Source organism: Kitasatospora sp. NPDC005856, from assembly GCF_040629945.1.
GTDB lineage: Bacteria > Actinomycetota > Actinomycetes > Streptomycetales > Streptomycetaceae > Kitasatospora.
Genome location: NZ_JBEXWT010000067.1, coordinates 43,664 through 51,623, shown reverse-complemented (window position 1 = coordinate 51,623; position 7,960 = coordinate 43,664). Strand labels below are relative to the sequence as shown.

Genomic DNA, 7,960 nt, shown 5'->3' with positions numbered 1-7,960 from the left:
GTAGACGAAGCCGTCCGAGCCGAGCTCCTCGACCACGTTCACGGTCACCGCGACGCCCTCGATGCCGCCCGACGGGACGACCTCGAAGTGCTCGGCCACCGGCGGCACCACGGTGGGCAGTACGGCGGGCGGTGCGGCCGGCGGGGCGGCGAGGATCTTGGCGATCTCCTGCCGGGCCCCCGGGGCCGGGAACATGCTGGAGTGCTCCCGCAGCGAGAAGGACCCCTCGATCCACTCGCGGTCCAGCACCCTCCGCTCGTCCGCCTCGCCGACCAGGTCCTCGGACTGGTTGAAGTCGCCGTCGGCGGCCTGCAGGGCCCACAGGTGGACGGCCACCCCGTGTTCCTTGGCGGTCATCATGCCGGGCAGCAGGTCCCCGTCGCCGGTGATCAGCACGACGTCGGCGCAGGCCCGGTTGCGGGCGAGTTCGGAGAGTTCGGCGTGCATCGCGGCGTCCACGCCCTTCTGCACCCAGCGCCCCTCGGCCCGGGTGAGCGCGCCGAGCCGCACGGTGACCCGGGGCAGCACCCGCAGCCGCCGGTGCTCGGGCATCGGGCGCCGGTCGGGCGCGGCGTCGAACCAGTAGATCCGCAGCAGCGGCAGGCCGGTCTCGGCCTCGGCGAGCTCGCGCAGCGCGGCGATCAGGGCCGTGTGGTCCACCGTGACCTTGGACCGGGACGGATCCCCCGCGAGCAGGCTGGCGGCGGCGCCCAGCAGATATCCGGCGTCCACCAGGACGACACAGCGGTCCATCGCGCACCTCTTCTCGCTCGCCCTCGGAATCAGTCGGGTGGGTCGATTCGGGAATGGGCGGTCCTCCCGCCGTCCGGGCGTGCCGAGGTGAGGGGCCCCCGTCGTCGCCCGATCGTTGGGTCACCTTTTACCCGCGGTTCGCCTGCCGAACCTCGCCGGTTGTCCCGGTACCGCAACAGCCTGCCCAGCACGGAGCGAGCGAAAGCGAAGGCGGGCCCCGTACAACGACGAGGCCCGCCCGAGGTCACGCGGCGGTGGTCCGACCGGTGGACGCCGACGGTCCGGCCCGACGGTCCGGCCCGGGGGTTCGCCCCTTGAGCACGGCCGAAGGCGCGCGACCGGAAAGGGTCAGCCCTTGAGCTCGGCGGCGACCAGCTCGGCCAGCTGGACGGCGTTCAGCGCGGCGCCCTTGCGCAGGTTGTCGTTCGAGACGAACAGCGACAGGCCGTTGTCCACCGTCTCGTCCACCCGGATGCGGCCGACGTAGCTCGGGTCCCGGCCGGCGGCCTGGAGCGGGGTGGGGATGTCGGACAGCTCGACGCCGGGGGCGCCGCCGAGCAGCTCGACGGCGCGCTCGGGGCTGATCGGGCGCTCGAAGCGGGCGTTGATCTGCAGCGAGTGGCCGGAGAAGACCGGGACGCGCACGCAGGTGCCGGAGACCTTCAGCTCCGGGATGCCGAGGATCTTGCGGCTCTCGTGGCGGAGCTTCTGCTCCTCGTCGGTCTCGTTGGAGCCGTCGTCCACGACGGAGCCGGCCAGCGGCACCACGTTGAAGGCGATCGGCCGCTGGTAGACCTTGGGCTCCGGGAACTCGACGGCCCGGCCGTCGTGGGCGAGCGCGGCGGCGCCGTCCACGACCTTGGCGGCCTGGTCCTGGAGCTCGGCGACGCCGGCCACACCGCTGCCGGAGACGGCCTGGTAGGTGGAGACGACGAGCGCGGCCAGGCCGGCCTCCTCGTGCAGCGGGCGCAGCACGGGCATGGCGGCCATGGTGGTGCAGTTCGGGTTGGCGATGATGCCCTTGGGGCGGTCCGCGACGGCCTCCGGGTTGACCTCGGAGACGACCAACGGGACCTCGGGGTCGCGGCGCCAGGCGGAGGAGTTGTCGATCACGACGGCACCGGCCGCGGCGACCTTGGGGGCCAGGGCCTTGGAGGTCGAGCCGCCGGCCGAGAAGATCACGATGTCCAGGCCGGTGTAGTCGGCCGTGGCCGCGTCCTCGACGGTGACCTCGGTGCCCTGCCAGGGCAGCGTGCGCCCGGCCGAACGGGCCGAGGCGAACAGCCGCAGCTGCTCCACCGGGCCGATTCCACCGGGAAGTCCGGCGCGCTCCGCCAGGATCTCGCGGACCACGCCGCCGACCTGGCCGGTGGCACCGACAATGCCGATCTTCATCTCCGACTACTCCTCTGCATGGTGCTTTTCACAACCGCACTCTGCCCATCATGCCTTGTCACGCGGGTGGGGCGGCCTGGTGTTCCACGGTGTGAGAGGCCGACCGGACGGCCCCTACTGGTCCAGACCACTGGCGAGGGCCAGTGCGGCCCGGACCTCCGCCTCCCCGGCCGGCAGCAGCGGCAGTCGCACGTCCGGGGTCGGGATGCGGCCCTGGGCGTGCAGCACGCCCTTGGTCACCGACGGGTTCGGCGCCGTGAAGGCGGACAGCGCCAGCCCGGTCAGCCGGTGCCCGAGCGCCCGCGCCCACGTCACGTCCCCGGCCTGCCAGGCCTCGGCCAGCTCGACGAACCGGGCGGTCGCCAGGTGCGCGGAGGCGAGGATGCCGCCGGCCGCACCCAGCGCCAGCATCGGCGAGAGGTACGCGTCCTCGCCGGTGAGGAAGGCGAAGCCCCCGGGGGTGTCGGCGAGCAGCTCGGCCGCCGTCTGGTCCAGCCCTCCGGTCGCGTACTTGACGCCCACCACGCCCTCGATCGCGGCGAGTTCGCGCAGCGCGGCGGTGGAGAGCTGCTGCCCGGTGCGGTACGGGATGTGGTAGACGACCAGCGGCAGCGGGCTGCTCGCGGCCAGCGCCCGGAAGTGCGCGACCGTCCCGGCCTCGCCGGCCCGGACGAAGGACGGCGTGGTGACCAGGGCCGCCGCCTGCGGCACCCGCGCGCCGAGCGCGGCCAGCGCCTCGCCGACGGTCCGGGTGTCGCCGCCGGAGGCGCCGACGGTCAGCTGCGCCCCGCGCGCGGCGCAGGCGGCCGCGGCGACGTCCACCACCGCGTCCCGCTCCCCGGCGGTCAGCGCGGCCGGCTCGCCGGTGGTCCCGAGCGCGACCAGTCCGGCCGCCCCGGCGTCCAGGACCTCGTGCGCGAGCTTCTCCAACGCGTCGAGGGCGACGGAGCCGTCGGCGGCGAAGGGGGTGATCAGGGGGACGTGGATGCCCTTGAGTTCCATGTCCACGATCCTGCGGCCGCCGATCGCCCAGGTCCAGTTCACATTTCCGACGCTTCTCGTAAGCTGAGCCGATGCTCCGGCCCCAACAGGCCCTACTCTGGACCGATGCTGGACGTCCGACGCCTGCGCCTGCTGCGCGAACTCGCCCACCTCGGCACCATCGCGGCCGTCGCCGAGGCGCTCTCCTTCAGCCCTTCGGCGGTGTCCCAGCAGCTGTCCGTCCTGGAGAAGGAGGCGGGCGTCCCGCTGCTGGAGCGCACCGGGCGGCGGGTCACCCTCACCCCGGCCGGGCGGAACCTCGTCCGGCACGCCGAGGCGGTGCTCGCCCTGCTGGAGCAGGCCGGGGCCGAACTCGCCCACACCAAGCGGGGGTTGGCCGGACCGCTGCGGATCGGCACCTACCCGTCGGCGGCCCGGGCGATCATCCCGGGGGTGCTCGCCGAGCTGGCCGGCTGGCACCCGGGGCTGGAGCCGATGGTCACCGAGGTGGACCCGGCGGCCGTCGGCGCGGCACTGCGGGCGGGCGAGCTGGACGTGGCGCTGGTGCACGAGTACGACCTCGTCCCGACCGACCCGGAGCCCGGCCTCGCGGTGACCCGCCCGGTCTTCACCGAGCCCATGTACCTGGCCGCCCGCACCCCTGGCACCGTCGCCGAACAGCGCGGCGCGCCGTGGATCATGTCCCCGCCCGACACGCTCTGCCACACCATGGCCGTCCGCGCCTGCGAGGCGGCGGGCTTCGCGCCCCGCATCCGGCACCAGATCGACGACTTCACCACCGTGCTGGCCCTGGTGGCGGCCGGTCAGGGCGTCGCCCTGGTCCCCCAGCTGGGCACGACCGGGTGCCCGCCCGGCGTCGTCCTCACCCGCCTGCCGATGTACCGCCGCACCCGCGCCGCCTTCCGCGCCGGCGCCGGCTCCCACCCGGCCATCTCCGCCTTCGTCTCCGCCCTGCACACGGCCGTCCCCCCGGGCCTGGGCACCGGCACCTGAGGCTCATGGCTTCCCCCGGGCCCGGGCACCGGCACCTGAGGCTCATGGCTTCCCCCGCGTCTCCTCGCCCCGCGTCCCGACGGGCGCGCGGGGAACCGCGCGACCAGCCGGGCACCTCTCACCCGCCGGCCCGCGGTCCCCCGCGCGCCCTCGAACCGCGCCCTATCCCGCCAGGCAGCTCGGCCCGAGCAGCTGCTTCAGGTCCCCGAACAACGCCGGGTCCGACTTCACCCGGTGCCGGTCCAGCCGCAGCACCGTGGTCTTGTTGCGGCTCTCCAGCCGCACCCGCACCTCGGTGGTGCCGCGGTGGCTGCCCAGCACCTCGCCGAGCCGGGCGACCAGCGGCGGAGTGACCTTCCCGCTCGGGATGTTGATGACGATCGGCGCCTCGGCGTGCGCGTTCGACAGGTCGGGGACGGACAGCTCCATCCCCATCAGCCGCGGCACGTCCTCCCGCTTGTCCAGCTTGCCGCGCACGAAGACGACGGCGTCCTCGACCAGTTGCGAGGACACCAGCTGGTAGCTGGCCGGGAAGAACATGCAGTCGATCGAGCCCGCCAGGTCCTCGACGGTCGCGATGGCCCAGGCGTTGCCCTGCTTGGTCATCTTCCGCTGGAGGCCCGAGATGATGCCGCCGATGGTGACGATCGTCCCGTCCGGCCGCTCCGCGAGGTCCGCGACCGCGCAGTCCGCCTTGTCGGCGAGCACGTGCTCGATGCCGTGCAGCGGGTGCGAGGACACGTACAGGCCGAGCATCTCCCGCTCCTGGGTGAGCAGGAAGGACTTCTCCCACTCCTCCTCGGAGAAGACGACGTCCAGGCCGAAGCTCGGCTCGTCCGTGGTGGCGTCGCCGCCGAACAGGTCGAACTGTCCCTCGGCCTCCTTGCGCTTCACGCCGACGACGTTGTCGATCATCGGCTCGAACTGCGCGCTCAGGCCCTTGCGGGTGTGGCCGAGCGAGTCGAAGGCACCGGCCTTGATCAGCGATTCGACGGTCCGCTTGTTGCAGACCACCGACTCCACCTTGTCCAGGAAGTCGGGGAAGGACGCGAACTTCCCCTTCGCCTTCCGGGTCCGGATCATCGAGTCGACCACCGGCCCGCCGACGTTGCGGATGGCGGTCAGGCCGAAGCGGACCAGGGTGTCACCGTGCGGGGTGAAGTCCGAGTCCGACTCGTTGACGTCCGGCGGCAGCACCTGGATGCCCATCTTGCGGCACTCGTTGAGGTAGACCGCGGACTTGTCCTTGTCGTCCTTGACGGAGGTGAGCAGGCCGGACATGTACTCGGCCGGGAAGTTGGCCTTGAGGTAGGCCGTCCAGTACGAGACCAGCCCGTACCCGGCGGTGTGCGCCTTGTTGAACGCGTAGCCGGAGAAGGGGACGAGGACGTCCCACACGGCCTGGATGGCCGCGTCGGAGTAGCCGCGCTCGCGGCAGCCCTTCTGGAAGGGGACGAACTCCGCCTCCAGGATCTCCTTCTTCTTCTTGCCCATCGCACGGCGCAGCAGGTCCGCCTGACCGAGCGAGTAGCCGGCCAGGATCTGCGCGGCCTTCTGCACCTGCTCCTGGTAGACGATCAGGCCGTACGTCGGCCGGAGCACCTCCTCCAGGGGCTTCTCCAGCTCCGGGTGGATCGGGGTGATCTCCTGCTGGCCGTTCTTGCGCAGCGCGTAGTTGGTGTGGGAGTTGACGCCCATCGGGCCCGGGCGGTACAGCGCCAGGACGGCGGAGATGTCCTCGAAGTTGTCGGGCTTCATCAGGCGCAGCAGCGAGCGCATCGGCCCGCCGTCGAGCTGGAAGACGCCGAGCGTGTCACCGCGGGCGAGGAGTTCGTAGGTCGGCTTGTCGTCCAGGGGCAGATCAAGCAGGTTGATCTTGATGCCCTTGTTCTTCTCGATCGCCTTGACGGCGTCGTCCATGATCGTCAGGTTGCGCAGGCCGAGGAAGTCCATCTTGAGGAGGCCGAGGCCCTCACAAGTCGGGTAGTCGAACTGCGTGATGGTGACGCCGTCGGTGTGCCGGGTCCAGACCGGGATGTGGTCGGTCAGCGGCTCGGCGGACATGATGACGCCGGCGGCGTGCACACCGGGCTGGCGGATCAGGCCCTCGATGCCGCGCGCGGTGTCGATGACCTTCCGGACGTCCGGGTCGGTCTCGTACAGCCCGCGGATCTCGCCGGCCTCGCTGTAGCGCGGGTGCGAGGAGTCGGTGATGCCGGAGAGCGGGATGCCCTTGCCCATGACGTCCGGCGGCATCGCCTTGGTGATCCGGTCGCCCATCGCGTACGGGTAGCCGAGGACGCGCGAGGAGTCCTTGATGGCGGCCTTCGCCTTGATGGTGCCGTACGTGACGATCATGGCGACCTTGTCGGATCCCCACTTCTCGGTCACGTAGCGGATCACGTCACCGCGCCGGCGCTCGTCGAAGTCGATGTCGACATCGGGCATGGAGATGCGCTCGGGGTTGAGGAAGCGCTCGAAGATCAGGCCGTGCGGGATGGGGTCGAGGTCGGTGATGCCCATCGCGTACGCGACCAGCGAGCCGGCCGCCGAACCACGGCCGGGGCCCACCGCGATGCCCTGGCTCTTGGCCCACATGATGAAGTCCGCGACCACGAGGAAGTACGCCGGGAACCCCATCTGGATGATGGTGTCCATCTCGTACTCGGCGAGCTTCTTGTGCTCCTCGTCGTACCCGCCCGGGAAGCGCCAGTCCATGCCCTCCCAGACCTTGGACTTGAAGAAGTCCGCCTCGGACTCGAAGCCCTCCGGGATGGGGAAGCGGGGCATCAGGTTCTTGAACTTGAACATGCCCTCGGTGTCGACCCGCTCGGCCACCAGCAGCTGGCTGTTGCGGCAGCCCTCCTGCCAGGCGTCCGACTGGTCCAGCGCGTACATCTCGGCGGCCGACTTGATGTAGTAGCCGGTGCCGTCGAAGCGGAAGCGGTCCGGGTCGGAGAGGTTCTTGCCGGTCTGCACGCAGAGCAGCAGGTCGTGGGCGCCGGCGTCGGCCTCGGTGGTGTAGTGCGAGTCGTTGGTGACGACCGGGGGGATGCCGAGCTTCTTCCCGATCTCGATCAGCCCGTCGCGGACCCGCTTCTCGATGTCGAGGCCGTGGTCCATCAGCTCCAGGAAGTAGTTCTCCTTGCCGAAGATCTCCTGGTACTCGGCGGCGGACCTCAGGGCCTCGTCGAACTGGCCGAGGCGCAGCCGGGTCTGCAGCTCGCCGGAGGGGCAGCCGGTGGTGGCCATCAGGCCGCCGGACAGCTCGGAGATCAGCTCCTTGTCCATCCGGGGCCACTTCACCAGCCAGCCCTCGGCGTAGGAGCGCGAGGTCAGCTTGAAGAGGTTGTGCAGGCCCTCCTTGTTGCGGGCCCAGATGGTCTTGTGGGTGTACGCGCCGGACGCGGAGACGTCGTCCCGCTTCTGGTGCGGCTGGCCCCACAGGATGCGCTTGGTGTTGGAGCGGGACTCCGGGGCGACGTACGCCTCGATGCCGATCACGGGGGTGATCCCGGCGTCGGTGGCCTGCCGGTGGAACTCGGCGGCGCCGTACATGTTGCCGTGGTCGGTCATGGCCACGTGGGTCTGGCCGAGGCGCTCGACCTCCTTGAACATCTGCTTCAGCCGGGCGGCACCGTCCAGCATCGAGTACTCGGTGTGGACGTGCAGATGCGCGAACGGCTGGTCGCTCAAGGCGGGGCCTCCGGAGGCTCTGGTGCTGGTCTGGTGGGCCGGCGAACGTGCAGGTCACAGGGGATGCCCCTGGAAATGGATGTGGCCCGGAGCACCTCTCGGGGCCCGGACCACCACTCAC

5 protein-coding genes are annotated in these 7,960 nt (G+C 71.3%); 1 reads left to right on the top strand and 4 read right to left on the bottom strand.

The features are described 5' to 3' along the window. From ABZ449_RS30830 to ABZ449_RS30820, 3 genes are all read right to left on the bottom strand, one after another. A partial coding sequence (locus ABZ449_RS30830) for an NYN domain-containing protein (RefSeq protein WP_360352737.1) occupies window positions 1-753 on the bottom strand: 753 nt, incomplete at its 3' end. Window positions 754-1,101: 348 nt separating this feature from the next. After that, complete coding sequence (locus tag ABZ449_RS30825; RefSeq protein WP_360352735.1) at window positions 1,102-2,148, bottom strand: aspartate-semialdehyde dehydrogenase; 1,047 nt, start codon at window positions 2,146-2,148, stop codon at window positions 1,102-1,104. A gap of 114 nt (window positions 2,149-2,262) precedes the next feature. After that, window positions 2,263-3,192 (bottom strand): dihydrodipicolinate synthase family protein, encoded by a 930-nt coding sequence (locus ABZ449_RS30820; protein ID WP_360352733.1) that lies wholly within the window; start codon window positions 3,190-3,192, stop codon window positions 2,263-2,265. Between the two features lie 63 nt (window positions 3,193-3,255). Here ABZ449_RS30820 and ABZ449_RS30815 point away from each other — a divergent pair, with 63 nt between their 5' ends. Continuing rightward, a complete protein-coding gene (locus ABZ449_RS30815; RefSeq protein ID WP_360352731.1) occupies window positions 3,256-4,143 on the top strand; it encodes a LysR family transcriptional regulator in 888 nt (295 codons plus the stop codon). Between the two features lie 162 nt (window positions 4,144-4,305). On the opposite strand, the gene dnaE is transcribed toward ABZ449_RS30815, so the two are convergent. Further along, window positions 4,306-7,839, bottom strand: coding sequence for a DNA polymerase III subunit alpha (gene dnaE / locus ABZ449_RS30810; RefSeq protein ID WP_360352729.1), 3,534 nt, complete (start codon window positions 7,837-7,839; stop codon window positions 4,306-4,308). Between the last annotated feature and the right edge of the window lie 121 nt (window positions 7,840-7,960).

What these genes read in the sequence shown, in the direction of transcription:
- ABZ449_RS30825 (WP_360352735.1), bottom strand. Translation starts at nt 2,148, where the DNA reads ATGAAGATCGGCATTGTCGGTGCCACCGGCCAGGTCGGCGGCGTGGTC.
- ABZ449_RS30815 (WP_360352731.1), top strand. Translation starts at nt 3,256, where the DNA reads ATGCTGGACGTCCGACGCCTGCGCCTGCTGCGCGAACTCGCCCACCTC.